Origin of the sequence: uncultured Polaribacter sp., assembly GCF_947497125.1 — a bacterium.
GTDB lineage: Bacteria > Bacteroidota > Bacteroidia > Flavobacteriales > Flavobacteriaceae > Polaribacter.
Genome location: NZ_CANMFI010000002.1, coordinates 348,745 through 368,602, shown reverse-complemented (window position 1 = coordinate 368,602; position 19,858 = coordinate 348,745). Strand labels below are relative to the sequence as shown.

The following is a 19,858-nucleotide window of genomic DNA, read 5'->3' as shown; positions in this document are numbered from 1 at the left end:
TGCTAACGAGAAATCCCATAAAGCTGCTTTTTTTGCAGTCTAGTCTCTAGTTTCTAACATCTATTCTCTTTTAATTTCTCACTGTTCTGAGACTTCTCCTATCGTTCGAAGTGAAAAGGGTTGTGTTTTATTCTGTTCTGTCATTTCGAGTGCTAACGAGAAATCTCATAAAGCTGCTTTTTTTAGAGTCTAGTCTCTAACATCTATTCTCTAGCCTCTTTTTAGTTTCTCACTGCTATGAGACTTCTCCTATAATCGAAGTGACAAAGGGTTGTTTTTCAGTCAGTTTTGTCATTTCGAGTGTGAACGAGAAATCTCATAAAGCTGGTTTTTCTGCAGTCTAATCTCTAGTTTCTAACCTCTATCCTCTTTTCATCTTCTCACTGTTATGAGACTTCTCCTATCGTCGAAGTGACAAGTTGTAATTTTATTTAGCCTCTAACCTCTAATATCTAGTCTCTAACATCTAACCTCTTTTTCTCCTTCTTTTTCAAACTAATTTATCAACTTCTAGCACACCTCCAACTTCTAGATTACCCAATTCAATAGCTCCAATTCTAACACGAACCAAACGCAATGTAGGTAATCCAACAGCAGCCGTCATTTTACGAACCTGTCTAAACTTACCCTCTTTAATTATTATAGATAACCAACTCGTTGGGCCATGTCTTTCGTCTCGTATTTTTTGGCTTCGTAACGGAAAATTAGGATCTTTTATCATCGCTGCTTTTCCTGGTTTTGTTGTGTATTTTTTGCCATTAAAACCAATCTCTACCCCTGTTTTTAGTTGTTCGATTGCGTCATTAGTAACAACTCCATCAACTTGCACATAGTATTCTTTTTCGTATTTATGAGATCTAATTTCAGCAGAAACCTTACCATCTGTGGTTAGTAAAAGCAACCCTTCAGAAGGAACGTCTAAACGACCAATTGCCATGGTTTTTTCAGGAAAGTCATACAAATCACCTAATAATTTTTTCTTTCTTTTAGCCGGATTTACAAACTGAGAAATAACACCCCAAGGTTTGTGAATGATAAAATGACGATGTTTTATAATCAAAATTAAACCACTTTTATTTCAAAGGAAAACGTCTCGGTACCACTAGAAATAGACATATTATCTTCCGAAAATTTTTGATCTGTATAAGAGGTGTATTGCGAAATAGGTTCTATACAAAGCATATTGTCTACTGTTGTCCATAGCATAAAATTATTAAAATTTGTAGTGCTAATTTCTAAAGCATTTCTATCTATATTTTCCAATCTAATATTAGACGTATTTAAAACAGGAAACGCATTATGCCCTGCTTTGTAAATAGCTGCAAGCGTTATTTTTTCTCCGTTTGCAACAAGGGTTTCTTTACCGGTATTAGAAAGTAAAAAAGCAGGATGATACCCCAACATAAAAGGCATGCCTACTGCAGAAGTAATTTTAAAATTGATAGTTAAAATTCTGTCTTTTAATGTAAAGTGTTTTTCGAAGCTAAAATCATACGGCCAAAAAACAAACTCTTCAGAAGATTTTTCTGGAAATTTAGCGTTTTGTAACGGAGTGTTTTTAGCATATGTTTTAGAAAAAATGGCTGTATTTTTATCCGAAGAAAGCAGCACATACTCCATTTCACGTAACAAACCATGCTGATCTAAAATTGCGGTTCCTTGTTTAGTAGTTAACTGAAAATTATTTTTAGAAAGTGGGCCAATTACAGGAAACATTTCGTCATCTGTTTTTCTCCAGCCTTTACTTCCTTTTTGATGCATGTATTCTGTACCGTCTACAATAAATGAAATTAATTCACCTTTTTCTATTTGTACAGAACTCTTTTTATCTTTCAGAGAAATTATCTTTGTCATTTTTTAAATTATAAAAAACAATACTACAAAAATCGACATTAATTTTTAGGAAAATCGACAGACTTTTTTGTAACTTGCTCTACTTTATAAAACAAAATATTAGCAAGGTTTATGGCAGCAGCAGACAAAGAAAAAACAGCAAAATTAAAAGCATTACAACTTACATTAGATAAATTAGACAAAACCTATGGTAAGGGTTCTGTAATGAAATTAGGAGACGTAGTTACCGAAGAAGTAGATGCAATTTCATCGGGTTCTTTAGGGTTAGATTTAGCCTTAGGTGTTGGCGGATATCCAAGAGGTAGGGTCATCGAAATTTACGGGCCAGAATCTTCAGGTAAAACAACATTAACATTACACGCTATTGCAGAGGCGCAAAAATCTGGTGGTATTGCTGCTTTTATTGACGCAGAGCATGCTTTCGATAAATTTTACGCACAAAATTTAGGGGTAGATATCGACAACTTAATTATATCACAACCAGACCACGGAGAACAAGCTTTAGAAATAGCAGAAAACTTAATTCGTTCTGGTGCTATAGATATTGTAGTGGTAGATTCTGTAGCTGCATTAACACCAAAATCTGAAATAGAAGGCGAAATGGGTGACTCTAAAATGGGTTTACACGCCCGTTTAATGTCGCAAGCATTGCGTAAATTAACAGGTACCATTTCTAAAACAAACTGTACGGTAATATTTATCAACCAATTAAGAGAAAAAATTGGGGTAATGTTTGGTAATCCAGAAACCACAACTGGTGGTAACGCTTTAAAGTTTTATGCTTCTGTAAGATTAGACATCAGAAGAAGAACACAAATTAAAGATGGCGATAAAGTAATTGGAAACAGTACCAAAGTAAAAGTGGTAAAAAATAAAGTTGCACCACCGTTTCAAATTGCAGAATTTGATATTATGTACGGACAAGGAATCTCTAAAGTTGGTGAAATTTTAGACATTGGTGTAGAGTTGGGTATTGTAAAGAAAAGTGGTTCTTGGTTTAGCTACGGAGAAACAAAATTAGGCCAAGGTAGAGATGCTGTAAAAGGCTTAATTAAAGACAACCCAGAATTGGCAGAAGAGCTAGAAACAAAAATTAAAGAAGCAATAGATAGCCAAGAGTAAACGATAAGTAACTATTAACGAATAATATATCTTAAAAATTTAAAGAACTATATATTAAAAAAAATAGAAAATAAAAAGTAAATATTAAATAGTTTTTATAAATTTGCAAACAATTTTAGTGTAAGTCATAAAAAAAATTAAGGATACAGTTATTTTTAATCCACTTTTTTTTGTGACTTACACTTTTAACATGTGTCTAACCTTTTTAGGTGTATAGACCTAAAAGTCTAAGCTCCCCCAAAAATTAAAATTATTAACTAAATAAAACTTACTAATGGGGTTTTTTAATTCAAAATTTCAAAAGCTATCTCAAAACAATTACATACAAATTGTTTGTGTTACTTTAACAATTATTTTCTTGTCTTCTTTTGGTGTTAAAAGTGCAACTCTGTTAGAGTTTGTTACCAAAGAAGAAGTTGCTTTTAATAACTTAAGCAAAGACAATACTACAAGCTTAACGGCGGTTACCAAAAACAAACCGACTACCAAAAACCTTGCAAATAAAAACAATGCTACTACAGTTGTTTGTGGTGGTAAGCTACCATCAGATGACTACGATTGTGATGGCATTGCTAATAATGTAGATTTAGATGATGATAATGATGGAATTTTAGATACTGACGAGTGTGTCTCTTTTTCTCATCCTTCAGGAAATAATTCATATTCTTGGATGCAAAGAACAGGTGGCGATGCAACAGGTATTAAAAGTAGCGGACAACTTACTAATTTTAATTGGTCATATTCACCAGGTGGTGTTACTTCAACCGGAACCGTATCTATTGTAAGAACAGGTGCCGGAAGCCATACTGTTTCATCACAAAATTACTCTGCAACCATAAGTGGTGCTGGTTTTACGGCATCAACTTTTACAAATTCTACTACTTTAACTGGTTATGGTAATGTTGGTGGTATTTATCATTTTGCTAGTGATGGTGCAAAACCAAATGATCAGACAGGAGGTCAAAACTCTACTACAATTTACGATTTTAAATATGCTGCTGGTACAGCAGCACCTCAAAACACAAAACTTTTATTATTTGACCCTGGCGCTACCTCAAGTGGTGTTACAGGGCCATTTACCTATGTTTTTAACCCTACCTTAAACGGGCAGCCAGTAGACATGTCTTCTTGGGCAGTAACTATTGAAGATCCTTATACACCATCTGGTTCACCAACGGGTGCTATGTTGCCATCTGGACTTACTTGGAATGCTAATTTAGGTTTAGTAAGACTAGCTAGTTTTCCTATATATGGTACTAATTTTCCTGATGCAGTTGTTATCATAAATACAGGGACAACTATTTTTGATGAATTAAATATCGTTGCAGTAGGTTTAAATAATGATACTTTGGCAATTGGTGTTGGTGCTGATTCACCTGCTGGTACTTTAGCTACTACATTATCTTGTGATACAGATAACGATGGAGTGCCAAATCATTTAGATTTAGATTCTGATGGCGATGGTTGCCCAGATGCAATAGAAGGAGACGGTACTTTTTTATTGTCTAATTTAGTAACAGATAACAGCTTAGATGCAGGTAATACTACCGTTAGTTTTACAGGTGTTTCCGGGGTGTCTGGCGTTCAACAAAACTTAGGTACAACAGTAGATACTTCTTCTAGTAGTGCTACCTATGGGGTGCCAGTTGTAAGCCCAAATGCATCAGCGGTAAAGCAAGCGATTGGCACGAGTTTAAATAAAACCGAAAACAATTGTTTAGATACTGATAGCGATGGTGTGCAAGATTCTATCGATTTAGATGATGACAACGATGGTATTTTAGATGCAGACGAATTATGTGACGAGATATATGACTGTTTAGATAATAATTTTATTGGAGGCGATAGATCTTCAATCGTATCAAATCCATCAACAACTATCCCACTTCAATCAGGCGCTATTGCAAACCTTTTTGATGGTTCAACGGCATCTGCAAATAGAGCAATTTTTACTAATAATTCAAACATTACTAATAAGGTAGTGTATTCTTTTGACTTGTCTTGTAGTATATTATTAACAAGAATTAGACATGATCATGTGGGTGGCACGCCTACTTCTACTTTTTTAACATCAAACTCTCAGGTTGTTTTACAGGGCTGGGACGCAGCAACAAATGCTTGGGTAAATATTTCAGACATTCATACAGCAACAGGAGCAACTATAAATCCATCTGGAGGTGGTGAATTTATAATAGTTACATCTTTACTTTTAACAAATAAATACAGATTATACGGTCTTTCAGGAAGAGTTACAAATACTGCCATAGAAGAAATTTACCTAGATTATTCAACGGATTACAATCTTTATGCAAGTTATTCTACTTGCGACACCGACAATGATGGCATTCTAAACCATTTAGATTTAGATTCTGATGGCGATGGTTGTGCAGATGCTTTAGAAGGAGATGGTTCTTTTTTACTATCAGATTTGGTAAGCTCTACTATAAGTGGTGGTAATACTTCAAACGGAGGTGCTTTTACAGGTCTTGCAGGAGCATCACCAGTAAATCAAAACTTAGGAAACACAGTAGATACTACCTCTGGTAGCGCAACTCTTGGGGTGCCAATTGTTAGCACAGCAACTGCTGCAGTTGCACAAGGTGTGGGTATTAGTGCAGATAAAGACATAGAAAGTTGTACAGATACCGATGGCGATGGTATTACAGATTATAATGATTTAGATGATGACAATGATGGTATTTTAGATACCGATGAGTCTAATAACTTAGCAACTCCTATTGGTGTTTGTGGTGATTTTGATGAATTTTCTGAGCAAGGTTGGTCTACTTTAACCCCAACATCAGGAACGAATTGTTTAGAATGGAGCGCTATACAACCTCCAAGTGTTTCAACTACTTTTGAAATTGTAGCAGGCACAGATGGTTTTGGAGGTAGTAGTACTTATCAAATGGATGTGCTTAGCCCGCAAGGAGGTAATTATGTAGGTATTGCAAGTAATGGAAGTGGTTCAGAAACCTTTGGGGTTCAAACTACAAATTTAGAAGTAGGAGCAACCTATCAAGTTGAATTTTATTGGGCAAACTCTGGAAGGCATTCTACTGAAAGAGATAATGCATTTCCTCAAGTGTATCTACCAGATGGAACATATTTAGATGGTAACAATGGCGTAGCCGTAGCCTATAATAATAATGTATGGTATCATGAAGTACTAACTTTTACTGCAAACCAAGCTTCAGGACCCCTTGGGTTTAGAATTGCTGGAACAGGTGCAAAAGGTTTATCTTTTGATGGTATAAGTGTTTCTAAAGTTGGTAATTCTGTTTTAGATACTGACAACGACGGCATTCCTAACCATTTAGATTTAGATTCTGATGGCGATGGTTGTCCAGATGCCTTAGAAGGAGACGGTGCTTTTTTACTATCAGATTTGGTTACAGATACCAATATAGATGGTGGTAATACTTCAAACGGAGGTGCTTTTACAGGTATTTCAGGGGTGTCTGGTGTACAAACAAATTTAGGTACAACTGTAGATACTGTTTTCGGTAGTGCTACATATGGAGTGCCAATTGTTGGCACAGCAACTGCTGCAGTTGCCCAAGGTGTGGGTATTAGTGCAGATAAAGACATAGAAAGTTGTACAGATACCGATGGCGATGGTGTTACAGATTATAATGATTTAGATGATGACAATGATGGTATTTTAGACACAGACGAATGTTCTGCGTCTCCTGATTTAAGTAATGATATACTAGCAGCGCTAGGAGGTACAGGTATCACTTATGATTCAGCAGATTGGGCGAATGCCAAAGCAATAGCAGAAGCATCAAATAGTTCTATTCTTGAAGATTTTGAATCATTTTCTGGTTCAACAAATCTAGAAACGACACCACTGGCTTTTGGTACAATGAGTATCGCTTCTGCAAATCCGTATATAAATTCCGTTCTTGCTTCTTCATATTTTGGTACTACACCAGTATCAGGTACTAAAGTAGCCGGTATTAGAGTCGAAAATTCAGATCCTTCAGTTGTTGTAACACTTAATTTAAAACACAACACAAACGGATTTGCTATTCGTATTGGTGATGTTCATGATGCCAATTCAGCAACCAGCTTTTTAATAGAGTTTGGTAACGAAACTATATGGGAGACCTTAAATACTTTTGTTGGAGCTAATGCTTCTGGTAATGTTACCAATACCGTAGATAGTCAAACCTTTTCTGCAGGTAATGGCGTAAATAATTTTATAGGATATTACAACCCTTCTGTTAGTTTTAATCAAGTTAGAATTACACAATCAGGAGGTGGAGCTGATAACTTTACTTTAGATGATATTTCTTTTTTTACAACGAATCCTACTTGCGACACCGACAACGACGGTATTCCAAATCAATTAGATTTAGATTCTGATGGCGATGGATGCCCAGATGCTTTAGAAGGAGACGGTGCTTTTTTAGTATCTAATTTGGTAACAGACACCAATATAGACGCTGGTAATACTTCAAACGGAGGTGCTTTTACAGGACTTGCAGGAGCATCACCAGTAAATCAAAACTTAGGAAACACAGTAGATACTACCTCTGGTAGCGCAACTCTTGGTGTGCCAATTGTTGGCACAGCAACTGCTGCAGTAGCACAAGGTATAGGTATTAGTGCAGATAAAACAATTGAAAGCTGTACAGATACGGATGGTGATGATATTCCAGATTACCTAGACATCGATGATGACAACGATGGTATTTTGGATGTGCTTGAGTGCACGGGTGCTGCAAGATCATTCTACTGTGGTGGTTTCGAAAGTAATTCAGAACAAACATGGGCTGTGCTTACAGACGCTACATGTGGTACAACTTATATTAAGCACGAAAACTCGTCTACCCAAACTTTTGAGTTGGTGGTAGGGAATTACTTCAGTACTTTTAATGGTATAAATTCAATGTACTACACTACTCAACCTAGCCCTGCAGGGGGTAATTATGTAGGTATTGCCACAACTGAAGCTTTTGCAATTAAAACAGAACCATTTATTGTAGGAGCAACTTATAGAGTAAAATACTATTGGGCTAATACTGGTCGTCACTCTACCGAAAGAGCAAATTCATATGCCTATGTTATATTACCCGATGGTAGCTTAGTGAATGGAAACAATGGAGTTCAAGTACCTTTTTCTTCATCCAATACAGTTTGGTATGAAGAAGAATTCGAATTTGTTGCCACAGCTGCTTATACAGGTAGACTTGGTTTTAGTTTGTCTTCTGCAGGTTTTGGAGGTGTTGCTATTGATGCAGTAGAACTCGAATTAGTATTTAGTTCATGTGATGTAGATACAGATAACGATGGCATACCAAATAGTCTTGATTTAGACAGTGATGGAGACGGTTGTCCGGATGCAGTAGAGGCAGGTATTTCTCAAACTTTATTAACTACAGGTACTGTAGAAAACGGTTCTGCAGGTGCTGTAACTAGTTCATCAAGTGTAAATAATGCTTTGGTAAGTGGCGACACAGATGCAAATAATAATGGATTATTAGACAGTGTTGAAAACGGAACTACAGGTGAAATAAACTATACTTCAACCTATACAGATTATGCCATAGCAAGTGCATTAAACGTTTGTGCAGATACAGACGGTGATGGTGTAGGTGATTTAGTTGATTTAGATGATGACAATGACGGTATTTTAGATGAAGACGAAACAGACCCGTCGATATCTTGTAATACAGATTGTACTTGGTTTCCTACAAATAGAGGCAGAGACAATATGCTTGCAATAACAGCAAATGGTACACCTACTTCTTTAACCACAAAGTATGGTTTTGATATAGGTTATCCTACCCCTGCAAACTCTATCATAGCTTCTTCTGGCGATGTTAGACTTGGCGAAGGGCTTACAGGAGGTTTATTAGGTAATTCGTCTTTTACTTTTATAACAGTTGATGATTCTCATTTAGATCCTTTTAGAGACAACCATTATTTTGAGTTAGACTTTACAACAAAAAACTTTACAGGAACCTATGCATTACAGGAAATTGCAGGAGGAACAGCCAAAGTGCCTTTTTCAGTATTAATTTCAGAGAACGCTTTTGAAACTTCGTATACTACACTAGGGTGTGAAATGTCTATTTCTGGCAATACACTTTTTAATGTTACTGCCATTCCTTTATTACCAAATAAAACATATACCATCAGAATTTATTTCCACGGTCAGAATACCTCTTCGAGTACCGACTTTGGAGACGATTTTTTCTTTTCAGGGCAAAGAAATTACAGTCAAAGTACTGGGTATAGTTGTACACCAACACCTGTTTCTCTTGGAGATAGAGACACCGACAATGATGGTATTCCAAACCGTTTAGATTTAGATTCTGACGGCGATGGTTGTGCAGATGCTTTAGAAGGAGACGGTGCCTTTTTAGTATCTAATTTAGTAACAGATACCAATATAGACGGTGGTAATACTTCAAACGGAGGTGCTTTTACAGGTCTTTCTGGGGTATCTGGCGTACAAACAAATTTAGGCAAAACAGTAGATACCGACCCAACAAGCGCAACGTATGGTGTGCCAATTGTAAGCCCGGCAACTACAGCCATAACACAAGGTGTTGGTATTTCAACCAATAAAGACATAGAAATTTGTACAGATACTGATGGCGATGGAGTTTTAGATTACCTAGATTTAGATGATGATAATGATGGTATTTTAGATGCAAGTGAGTGTAAAGTTGTCAATTATACACCAGCATTTGTTTCTACCAATGCAGTTTATAATTCATCTAATAACCCAAATAGTACTGTAAATGGTATTATAAATAGATTAAATGGTGCAGGTTCAGACGGTATTAGTTATAATTCTTCTTCTGTAACACAGCCTACATTTGTTTATACAATTACTTTACCAAATGTACGTTTAGGCACTTTTGAGTTATATGCTACTGTGGGTTCTAATAACGCCGAACAGTTAAAAGCTTATGCGTTAACTATAAAAGATGCCTCTAATGCCATTGTATTTAGTGGTAGTGCAGCTTCAGCATCTAATTTTAGTAATGAAACTCCTTTAACTGTTGCAATAAATGAAAATTTTGCTGCGGGTACTTATACGATAGAATTTCAAGATAAAGATACTGCCTACAGTAATAGAGAGTTTAGTGAAATTAGGTTTGTTAATAATTTAGTTTGTGATATAGATACAGATAATGATGGAATACCTAACCTTTTAGACTTAGATTCTGACGGTGATGGTTGCCCAGACGCTATAGAAGGAGACGGTGCTTTTTCTCAAACAGATTTAGTAACCTCTACTATGGATGGAGGAAACACTTCAAACGGAGGTGCTTTTACAGGAGTTACAGGAGTATCACCAGTGCAAGAAAACCTAGGAACAGATGTTGATGAGACTCCTGGTAGTGCTACGTATGGTGTGCCAATTGTAAGCCCAGCAACTACCGCAATAACACAAGGTGTTGGTATTAGTGCAAATAAAAACATAGAAATTTGTACAGATACCGATGGCGATGGTGTTGCAGACTACTATGATATAGATGATGATAATGATGGTATTTTAGATGTTATTGAATGTAATATGCCAACTTCATATGAACTATTGCCACAAGATTTTAGCTTTGCATCAAATGTTACTAACGGAAGCCAAAATGGAACGGAAGATATAAGTTCTAAATGGAATTTACCATCAGGAAGTATAATTGTTACTGTTACGGGACATAATACAAATGTATATGGAAATTCAGTAGTTGGAACTGGGCGTAGTACTAATTACAAATTCTCGGGCACAGTACCAGTGACTATTCAAATAACTCATGGAGATACTATAAGATCAAATGATAAAGATGGTTTTATAGATATAAATTCGGTAGGTTTTACTTTTACAGGAACCCTTAACAACCCAAATTTAACTCAAAATATTACAGGCAATTCTTATAGTATATTAAATAGTTTTTCTTCAGCTATAACTAATGGGTCTCCTTTACAATGGGAATCAAACGATTATGTATCAGATATAACTATTTTTTCAACTTCAAATACAATAGATGCTGTATATAATATACAAGTAAGACCTCAGGATTTTATTAATTGTAGAGATACCGACAACGACGGTATTCCAAACTATTTAGATTTAGACTCTGACGGTGATGGTTGCCCAGATGCAGTAGAAGCGGGTATTCCAACGGCATTAACCGCTGGAAGTGTTACCAACGGAAATGGTACAGATGCCACAGCAAATACCACAAGCACTGTTTCAGAAGCAGTAATAGATGTTACTGCAGACCCAGTTGGGGCTAATGGTTTTGCCAATAGTTTAGAGAGTGGTGCTACAGATTCTGGTACAGTTGCCAATGCATATACCACTACAAACTATACTACTTATGGTACAGACAGTACTAAGAATGGTTGTGGTATTCCAATGATAACGCAGGTATATCAGAGTACAGGGCAACGTTGGATAGAAATTACCAACATCAACAGCAACATTATAGTACCTAATGCTGCTACTCTTGGTTTGTATAAAGATTTAACAGGCAATCAAGACGATGTAGCACCTACAGCATTTTTAACAAATAACACAGAAGTACCAGGCGGTAAAACTATTTTAGTAGCTTCTAGCAATGTTGCTAACAAAGCAATTACAGCTATAGAGATTGTAAATTCTTCGGTTACAGATTTTAATGGTGAAAATGACCAGCTTATTATATCAAGAGGCAATGGAGTTAAATCATACAACGGACGTGTAGATATCATTAAAGACATTGAAGACAAGACTAGTTATGTTCGTATAGACGAAGTGTTAACAGGCAATGCTACTTATACCAGTTCAGAATGGGTTGCCTATGTAGACGATGCCATAACAACCTATACCAATGTAATTGATGCAGCTATAGAAAGACATGTACATGCTCCGTTAATTTCAGAGATATCATCTGCCAACGATCAGGCAAATATAAAGCCAGGTCTGCATAGAGTTTTATTAACCGAAAAAACAGCGAGTGGTTGGTCTAACGGGTTTCCAGACAGATCAAGACATGTGCGTGTAGGAATAGATTACAATCATACTTCAACAGCATTAAATGCTAGAAAGTTAACGGTTCACAATGGTAGTATTCTTAGCATTACCAACCAAGCATTGGTGGTTTCAGATGCTATTGATATTAGCACTGCATCAGATCAGATTCGTTTGGTTAGTTCAGACGATAATAACCAAGCTCAGTTGATACAAACCCATGAAGGAGTTGGTAATATTACCGGAGCCGGAAGATTGTTGGTAGACCAAAACTCAGAAACCGCAAGTGTGTATCGATTTAACTACTTTAGTTCACCAGTAAACAGTATTGGAGCAACTACTTTTACAGTAGCAGATGTTTTAAAAGACGGAACCACGGAATTAGATGCAAGCAGTACCGTAGGCACTCAAGTAGCCAAAGAGATTGATTTTGTAGCTGGTTATGACGGTGAGGATACTGATCCTATTAAAATAGCTAATTATTGGCTTTTTACGCAAGCTGCAGGAGGCAATTGGTCTCAAAAAGGAAGCACAGGAGTGATTGCGCAGACCGATGGTTTTATTATGAAAGGAACCGGAGTTGCCCAAAACTATACCTTTAGTGGAAGTCCGAAAGACGGAACATTAAGCACAAGTATTGGCGCCGAAGAGTTTTATTTAGTAGGAAACCCTTATGCATCATCTTTAAGTGTACAAAAGTTTTTACAAGACAATTTAACTACTTTAACAGCAACGGCTTATTTCTGGCAACATGCAGGCGAAGATGTCGCTTTTGGTACCCAAGGACATAATTATGCAGGGTATATTGGTGGGTATGCTACACGTAACCTTTCAATGGGCTTAGCCGCAGATAATAGAGGTGTTGGTAATGCTGCTTTTGATGTTAACCTAGAAGCAGAAGATGCTACTTTTACAGGAAGTTCTCAGACAATTAATGGAGCTACTGTGGTAGAACTAAATACTACAAACAGTAGTGTTGAGTTTGCAAACCTACCATATGGTGTAGATGTTTTAACCTTACAATACCAATCTGCTAACAACAAGATGATTAAAGTACATGTAAATGGGGTGTTTAAGCAAGATATAGAATTAACAGCAAGCACTGCACAGCCATTTGGTTTGTATAATATCAACCTTTGTTTAGAGGCGGGTAGTACTGTTACACTTATTTCTAATGACAGCAATACTGCTTACATCGATCTTTTAAGATTATATGATGCAGACGGAGACATTAGTTGTTCGCCAAGTTTAGGAACAGGAGTTACTTATAAAGTACCTGGCCCATTTGTACCTATCGGACAAGGCTTCTTTATTGAAGGAGATGCTGGTGGTGCTGTTGAGTTTAACAACAGTCAAAGATCTTTAGTTACAGAAGGCACTACAGCCTCAGTATTCTTTAGAGGACAAGCCAAAACAACAACAGCGAATACAAACACAGAAAATAGCACCTTACCACTTATTAAGTTGGGGATGGATTATCTGAATGCAAACAATACCACGTTGCATCGTCAGCTAGGAGTATCATTCAAAGCCACCAATACATTTGCATTTGACAAAGGGTACGATTCAGAGATTTTTGACATCAACCCAACAGATGTGTATTGGAAGTTTGACAACAACAATAGCAAATACGTGATTGCAGGTGTACAAGGTATTAGCGACGATTTAGAAATACCTTTAGAGATAGTGATTGCTAAAGACCAAAGTACAGTTGTATTTGGTATCGATGAGATACAGCAAATAAGCAATGATGTGTACATACTAGACAAGTTAACAGGGCATACACATCAAATTACCCACAACAGTGCGGCAATTGTTTTAGATGCTGGGGTGTATAGCGATCGTTTTGCAGTAACTTTTAAAGCACAAGCAGCTTTAAGTACCACACAAACAGAGGCAGTAAACAATAGTTTACAAGTATATTACAATACCATAGATGCCATAGAATTGGTAAACAAAGACAATCTAAGCATCCAAAAGGTAAGCTTATACTCTTTAGTTGGCCAAGAAGTTAAAAAATGGAAGGTTACAGAGAATAACACGCAAACAAACAGCAGTTATAAAGTAAGCAACCTTGCTAGTGGCATTTACTTTGTAAAAGTATACACGAAAGACAAACAAACAATCTCTAAAAAGCTACTAATAGATTAGCGAACAACTTAGTGATTAAGAAAAAGAGAACCCCACAAACAAAATGTTTGTGGGGTTTGTTTTTTAAAGTATTTTAGAGGCAACTTAAAAGAATACTTTTTTGATAAAAATTACAGAACAACTTTTTTTAAAAGCAATTAAAAGTACACATACAAAAACGCTTTATACTTTAATGCAAGAGGTGTACGCACTTTCTTACAGTAGCTTTTGGAAAGACAAAGGGCAATGGTATATAGACTCGCAATATGCAAAAGAAGTTGTTTTAAAAGAACTGTTAGAAACCAATGCAGACTACTATTTTATTGTTTTTAACAATGAGGTTGTAGGTGTTTTTAGGTTTGTTTGGGATCAAAAATTGAAAGAAAATTCAGAAGAAAAACAAGTAAAGTTGCATCGGGTTTATATTCATCCGAAAGCACAACACAACGGACTTGGAAAAACGCTTTTAACTTGGTTAGAAGAAAAGGCACAAACACAAGGTTATACACTTATTTGGTTAGACGCAATGAACGAGCAACCACAAGCCTTTCAGTTTTATAAAAAACAAGGGTATAAGCACTATTCTCACACGTTTTTAACCTATGATTTATTACACGATAAGGTTCGAAAAATGAGTCAGTTGTATAAGAAAATTTAAACTCCTGTACTGCCAAAACCACCAGCTCCACGGGCTGTTTCATCTAAAACAGTTACTTCTTGCCAAGTTACACGCTCGTGTTTGGCAATAATTAATTGAGCAACTCTTTCACCATCTTGTATTACAAAATCTGAGTTTGATAGATTTACTAAAATAACCCCAATTTCACCTCTATAATCTGCATCAACTGTTCCCGGAGAATTTAAAACAGTAATTCCGTTTTTAGCAGCCAAACCACTTCTTGGTCTTACCTGAGCCTCAAAACCAACCGGCAATGAAATAAACAAGCCTGTTTTAACAATAGTTCTTTCTAAAGGTTTTAACGTAATAGGTGTTGTAATATTAGCACGCAAATCCATTCCGGCAGCACCTGCAGTTTCGTAACTAGGCGTTGCATGTTTCGATTTGTTAATTATTTGTACATTCATAACACATAAAAAGATTGGGTTACAAATATAATAAATCAAAGAAGCATTCTTGTTAACTTAATACTTTTATTACTTTTGATGACAAAATAGAACAACAGATGAATCAAAATAAAAAAATAGCGGTTTTAGGAGGTGGAAGTTGGGCAACTGCAATTGTTAAAATGTTGTCTGAAAACCTAGAAATAGTTGGTTGGTATATGCGAAATACACAAGCAATTGAGCATATTAAAGAAAATGACCACAACCCAAATTATTTACAATCTGCAGATGTATATGCGCGTCAGTTAGATTTAACCAACGATATAAATTACATTGTTAAAAATTACGAGGTATTAATTTTTGCAATTCCCTCTGCATTTTTAACAAGCGAATTACAAAAATTAACCGCATCTTTAGAAGGCAAAATTATTTTTTCTGCCATTAAAGGGATTGTACCAGAAACAGGTTTAATTATTGGCGAACATTTTAATAGAGAATTTAACATTCCGCTAGAAAACATCGGAGTTATCACTGGGCCTTGCCATGCAGAAGAAGTTGCTATGGAACGCCTGTCTTACCTAACAATAGCCTGTATTAACGAAGAAACTGCCAAGTTTATAGAACAAGCGTTGCAAAGTTGGTATATAAAAACAAAAATTTCTGACGATATTATTGGTACCGAATATGCAGCCATGCTAAAAAATATTTATGCAGTTGCCGCAGGTATTGCACATGGATTAGGCTACGGAGACAATTTTCAGGCCGTTTTAATGAGCAATGCCATTAGAGAGATGAAACGTTTTATAAAAAAAGTGCATAAAATGAAACGCAATATTAACAACTCTGCGTATTTAGGAGATTTATTGGTAACCGGCTATTCGGTATTTAGTAGAAATAGACAATTCGGTAACATGGTAGGTAAAGGATATACGGTAAAATCTGCGCAAATGGAAATGAGTATGATTGCCGAAGGCTATTATGCCACAAAGAGTGCCTATAAAATGAAAACAGAAAACGGAGCCAGAACCCCTATTATAGATACTGTTTACAATGTTTTGTATGCAGGTAAAAATCCAAAAAAAGAATTTAAAAATTTGACAGATAGCTTAGATTAATTGTTTAATTTTGAACATTGATGTAATTTATTAAACATTTAAAATGAAAACGATACAAGAAGTTGTAGAAAGTACCATTAGAAAAACGCCTTTTATAGAAGAAGCATTAAACGAAAAGTTGATCAACGTTTCTTCGTTAGCAAGAATTATTTTACCAGAAGTATCAAGCGCTTTAAAAAAAGAAGTAAAAGTAGGGGCTGTTATGATGGCTATTAACAGGCTTTCGCCAGCAAGTGAATTGCGTATTCGTAAAAACATTAAAAAGCTAGCCTTAGATTTAGGAGACGTAATTGTACGATCTGATTTATGCGACTTTACTTTTAAAAACACCCCTTCTTTATTAAAAGAAATTGCAAAAATTTTAACAAAATCATCAGAAAGTTCTGATTATTTTTTAACCGTTTCTCAAGGTATTTTTGAAACAAATATTGTAACAAGTAAAAATTTACGTCCTTTTGTAAAAGATATTTTCGATCAAGAGACGCTTACACATAGTATGTTAGATTTGGCTTCTATTACCATAAAATTGCCAAAAGAAAACCTAGAACAATCTGGGGTATATTATTTTATTTTAAAACAATTGGCTTGGGCAGCCATTTCTTTACAAGAAATTATTTCTACCACAAATGAAATGACCATTGTTGTAAAAGAAGAAGATATTAACCAAACGTTTGCCATTTTAATGGACATGAAATTAAAATAAACAATGGCAAAACAAGACCCATATGCTGCATTAAGAATTAAAGAGTTCAATATTTTTCTGTTTGTTCGTTTTTTGCTTGTTTTTGGCTGGTCTATGCAGTTTATTGTTATTGAGTGGCAGGTGTATTCAATTACAAAAGATCCGCTTTCATTAGGGATAATTGGTTTAATGGAAATTATACCCGCTTTTTCTATGGCATTATTTGCTGGGCATATTGTAGATCAAAAAGAAAAAAGAAACTTGCTCGCTGTTTGTACTGCTGCTTTTTCAATCATAAGTTTAGGGTTGTTTGTGTTAACTACAGACAGTGTGCTGTTAAATTGGTCTACCAACACCATTTTATATGCTATTTATGCGTTGGTTTTTTTTGGTGGCTTTTTACGTTCTTTCTTCGGACCTACAATTTTTTCTTTAGTAGCGCTACTTGTGCCAAAAAGTATTTATCAAAACGCAGCAACATGGAGCACAAGTACCTGGAAAACAGCAGCGGTTTCTGGGGCACTTTTTGGAGGTCTTTTTATCGGTTGGTTTGGTGTTGATAAAACCCTTTGCCTTGTTTTTGCCTTGGTTTTATGTTCTTTTATCGTTTTATTTAAAATTAAAAAGAAACCTATTTTAAACACTAAAAAAGGCGAACCAATGAAGCAAAGTTTAGCCGCGGGCATTACATTTGTTTTTAATAACAAAATAATATTAGGGGTATTAACTTTAGATATGATTGCCGTTTTATTTGGTGGTACAACCGCTATTTTATCGGTTTTTGCGCAGGACGTTTTAAAAGTAGGCCCCGAAGGCTTTGGTATTTTAAATGCATCTATTTCTATGGGCAGTATAGTAACAATGTTGATAACCACTTACATACCAATTCATAAAAACACCGGAAAAAAAATGTTAATTTCTGTCTTTATTTTTGGGTTAAGCATTATTGCTTTTGGGCTGTCTAGTATTTTTTGGGTTAGTATTTTGGCGCTGTTTATAAGTGGTGCTGCAGATGGTATTTCTATGGTAATTAGGCAAACCATTTTACAACTTAAAACACCAGATGATATGAGAGGTAGGGTTGCATCTGTAAACTCTATGTTTGTAGGTTCTTCTAACGAGTTAGGTGCTTTTGAAAGCGGTTTGGCTGCAAAATTTATGGGTCCAATTATAGCCGTTGTTTTTGGTGGTACTATGACTTTAATTACTGTTGCTGTTACAAGTGTTGTAAACCCTACTTTAACAAAATTAGAGTTAACAGAAGAAACAACAACCCCCGAAATAGAAGGGTAGGTTTGTTTTTACTTCCTACCAAAGTCTGCAGGAATTTCTCCCCAAGCTTTGGTTTCCCATTTTAGAATAGGGTTTTTATAGGTGTTTTCTTTCAGCCATTTTTCGGCTCTTTTTATCAGCTCTAATAAGTCTTTGTTTGCAGCATCAAAATGCATATTGGTTTTGCATTGCTTCTTTTTTACCCAACTCATGGCAATTTTAGAATCAGAATAAATAGGAATGTGTTCTTTGTTTTTACTTTTTAACAAAGCAATGCCGTGTACCAAAGCTAAAAATTCGCCAATGTTATTGGTTCCTTTATCAAACGGGCCTTTTAAAAAAATTTGTTGTTTGTTGTGGGTAAAAACACCTCTATACTCCATTTTACCTGGGTTTCCAGAACAAGCGGCATCAACAGAAATACTTTCTAAATTGGGTTTCCCTATTTTTTCTTTTTCTGCGGATGATAATTTTTTCTTTTTAGTATCTTTTCCTTTATAGTCGTTGTAGTTTCCTTTCGAGGCTATTTCAGCTTCGTCTAAATTGGCAAAAGACTTGTATTGCGCCCCATCAAAACCCTCTATTTGTGCCTTGCAAACTTTCCAAGACGTGAAAACGCCTTTTTTACGTCCGTTCCAAACTACATAAAACTTTTTTTTACTCATTAATATTTAAAATTACATCTTCTATAACCCTCGGAAAGTAGCGTTGTTCTAATACATGTATTTTTTCTGCAATAGTATTGGCAGTATCAGACATTAAAACAGGTGTTTTAGACTGAAAAATAATAGCGCCCTCGTCATAATGTTCATTTACATAGTGAATTGTGATGCCAGTTTCTGTTTCTTTATTTTCTTTAACAGCTTTATGAACATGCATACCATACATTCCTTTACCTCCATATTTAGGCAATAATGCAGGGTGAATATTTAAAATTTTATTCGGAAAAGCAGCAATTATTTGTGGCGGAATTCGCCATAAAAAACCAGCCAAAATAACATAATCGGCTGCTTCTTTTAAGATATTTAAGATGTTTTCTGAAGCTAAAAAGTCGGCTTTTGTAAAATGTAAACAACTTACATTTAATGCTTTACATCTATCAAAAACTTTGGCATGCTCATTGTTACACAACACTTTAGTAACCTTAGCGGTTTTAGTTTGATTGAAAAACTTAATAATGTTGGCGGCATTAGTGCCAGAGCCAGATGCAAAAATAACAATACGTTTCATAACTACATTTCTAAGGTACAAAAAAAAGGATAATTATTAACAATTAGATTATTTTAGGTGAAGATTAAATTATTTTATTTACTTTTAATAATCATTTTTAGGGCAAAAATTAGTTTTAATAACTAAGATTTGTATTTTTGCCCCGATTTAAATTTTAAAAAAACAGAAAATTATGTCAGACATTGCATCAAGAGTAAAAGCTATTATCGTAGACAAATTAGGAGTAGACGATAACGAAGTAACAACAGAAGCTAGCTTCACAAACGATTTAGGAGCAGATTCTTTGGATACTGTTGAGTTAATTATGGAGTTCGAAAAAGAATTCGATATTCAAATTCCAGATGATCAAGCCGAAAACATCGGTACAGTTGGTCAAGCAGTAAGCTATATTGAAGAAGCTAAAAAGTAATTTTA

At 35.4% G+C, this 19,858-nt stretch carries 12 protein-coding genes; 7 read left to right on the top strand and 5 right to left on the bottom strand.

Annotated features, from left to right (window positions below):
- Positions 1-490 precede the first annotated feature (490 nt).
- Positions 491-1,057, bottom strand: coding sequence for a pseudouridine synthase (locus Q0678_RS04755; RefSeq protein WP_299054974.1), 567 nt, complete (start codon positions 1,055-1,057; stop codon positions 491-493).
- Positions 1,058-1,062: 5 nt separating this feature from the next.
- Positions 1,063-1,854 carry an aldose 1-epimerase gene (locus Q0678_RS04750; RefSeq protein ID WP_299054658.1) on the bottom strand — a complete coding sequence of 264 codons (792 nt, stop codon included), beginning with the start codon at positions 1,852-1,854 and terminating at the stop codon, positions 1,063-1,065.
- A gap of 111 nt (positions 1,855-1,965) precedes the next feature.
- On the opposite strand from Q0678_RS04750, the gene recA reads away from it, so the two are divergent.
- The 3 genes from recA (at position 1,966) to Q0678_RS04735 (ending at position 14,738) form a co-directional block, all read left to right on the top strand.
- Positions 1,966-2,976 carry a recombinase RecA gene (recA, locus tag Q0678_RS04745; protein WP_299054656.1) on the top strand — a complete coding sequence of 337 codons (1,011 nt, stop codon included), beginning with the start codon at positions 1,966-1,968 and terminating at the stop codon, positions 2,974-2,976.
- A gap of 274 nt (positions 2,977-3,250) precedes the next feature.
- Positions 3,251-14,101 (top strand): T9SS type A sorting domain-containing protein, encoded by a 10,851-nt coding sequence (locus Q0678_RS04740; protein ID WP_299054654.1) that lies wholly within the window; start codon positions 3,251-3,253, stop codon positions 14,099-14,101.
- Positions 14,102-14,201: 100 nt separating this feature from the next.
- The gene (locus tag Q0678_RS04735; RefSeq protein WP_299054652.1) at positions 14,202-14,738 is read left to right on the top strand and encodes a GNAT family N-acetyltransferase; all 537 of its coding nucleotides are present in this window, start codon (positions 14,202-14,204) and stop codon (positions 14,736-14,738) included.
- On the opposite strand, the gene dut is transcribed toward Q0678_RS04735, so the two are convergent.
- Positions 14,735-15,166: a dUTP diphosphatase gene (dut, locus tag Q0678_RS04730; RefSeq protein WP_299054649.1), complete on the bottom strand. Its 432-nt coding sequence runs from the start codon at positions 15,164-15,166 to the stop codon at positions 14,735-14,737. The two genes, Q0678_RS04735 and dut, sit on opposite strands and share 4 nt — an antisense overlap.
- Before the next feature lie 98 nt (positions 15,167-15,264).
- On the opposite strand from dut, the gene Q0678_RS04725 reads away from it, so the two are divergent.
- From Q0678_RS04725 to Q0678_RS04715, 3 genes are read left to right on the top strand one after another with little or no spacing between them, the layout of a single operon-like run.
- On the top strand, positions 15,265-16,260 hold the full coding sequence (locus tag Q0678_RS04725; RefSeq protein WP_299054646.1) for an NAD(P)H-dependent glycerol-3-phosphate dehydrogenase: 996 nt from the start codon (positions 15,265-15,267) through the stop codon (positions 16,258-16,260).
- A gap of 43 nt (positions 16,261-16,303) precedes the next feature.
- On the top strand, positions 16,304-16,963 hold the full coding sequence (locus Q0678_RS04720; protein ID WP_299054643.1) for a hypothetical protein: 660 nt from the start codon (positions 16,304-16,306) through the stop codon (positions 16,961-16,963).
- A gap of 3 nt (positions 16,964-16,966) precedes the next feature.
- The gene (locus Q0678_RS04715) at positions 16,967-18,235 is read left to right on the top strand and encodes an MFS transporter (protein ID WP_299054640.1); all 1,269 of its coding nucleotides are present in this window, start codon (positions 16,967-16,969) and stop codon (positions 18,233-18,235) included.
- A gap of 8 nt (positions 18,236-18,243) precedes the next feature.
- Here the strand turns inward: Q0678_RS04715 and Q0678_RS04710 are convergent, their stop codons facing one another.
- Together Q0678_RS04710 and Q0678_RS04705 are read right to left on the bottom strand one after the other, a co-directional pair.
- Positions 18,244-18,879: a ribonuclease H family protein gene (locus Q0678_RS04710; RefSeq protein WP_299054638.1), complete on the bottom strand. Its 636-nt coding sequence runs from the start codon at positions 18,877-18,879 to the stop codon at positions 18,244-18,246.
- Positions 18,872-19,444, bottom strand: coding sequence for a phosphoribosylglycinamide formyltransferase (locus Q0678_RS04705; protein ID WP_299054635.1), 573 nt, complete (start codon positions 19,442-19,444; stop codon positions 18,872-18,874). The genes Q0678_RS04710 and Q0678_RS04705 overlap by 8 nt, the downstream gene beginning before the upstream one ends.
- Before the next feature lie 172 nt (positions 19,445-19,616).
- Here Q0678_RS04705 and Q0678_RS04700 point away from each other — a divergent pair, with 172 nt between their 5' ends.
- Positions 19,617-19,853: an acyl carrier protein gene (locus Q0678_RS04700; protein ID WP_004569249.1), complete on the top strand. Its 237-nt coding sequence runs from the start codon at positions 19,617-19,619 to the stop codon at positions 19,851-19,853.
- Positions 19,854-19,858 lie beyond the last annotated feature (5 nt).